At 66.2% G+C, this 216-nt stretch carries 1 pseudogene; it reads right to left on the bottom strand.

Annotated elements, in window-relative coordinates:
- Positions 1-216, bottom strand: a pseudogene (locus O7A05_RS34310) (IS110 family transposase); the annotation flags it as partial.

The raw sequence follows: 216 nt of genomic DNA, 5'->3' as shown, positions 1-216 counted from the left end.
CATAGTGGTGGGTGTGCGCCGGGTTGTGCCGCGAGAACGGCACGCCGGCCTTGGCCAGCGCATGGCGCAGCAGCCGGTCATGGACGCCCGTCGCCTCCATGACGACGAAGTCCCGGCTGGGATCAAGCCCTGCCACATAGGCCGCGATCGCATCGGCCTGGTTGTCGACGCGCCGAAGACGGCCGCTTGTCTCATCAAAAAAGTCCAGCCACTGCT

The organism is Mesorhizobium argentiipisi (SeqCode) (assembly GCF_037179585.1).
Taxonomy (GTDB): domain Bacteria; phylum Pseudomonadota; class Alphaproteobacteria; order Rhizobiales; family Rhizobiaceae; genus Mesorhizobium; species Mesorhizobium argentiipisi.
Note: the sequence above shows the minus strand (reverse complement) of the source record. Positions and strands in the feature narration are given on the sequence as shown.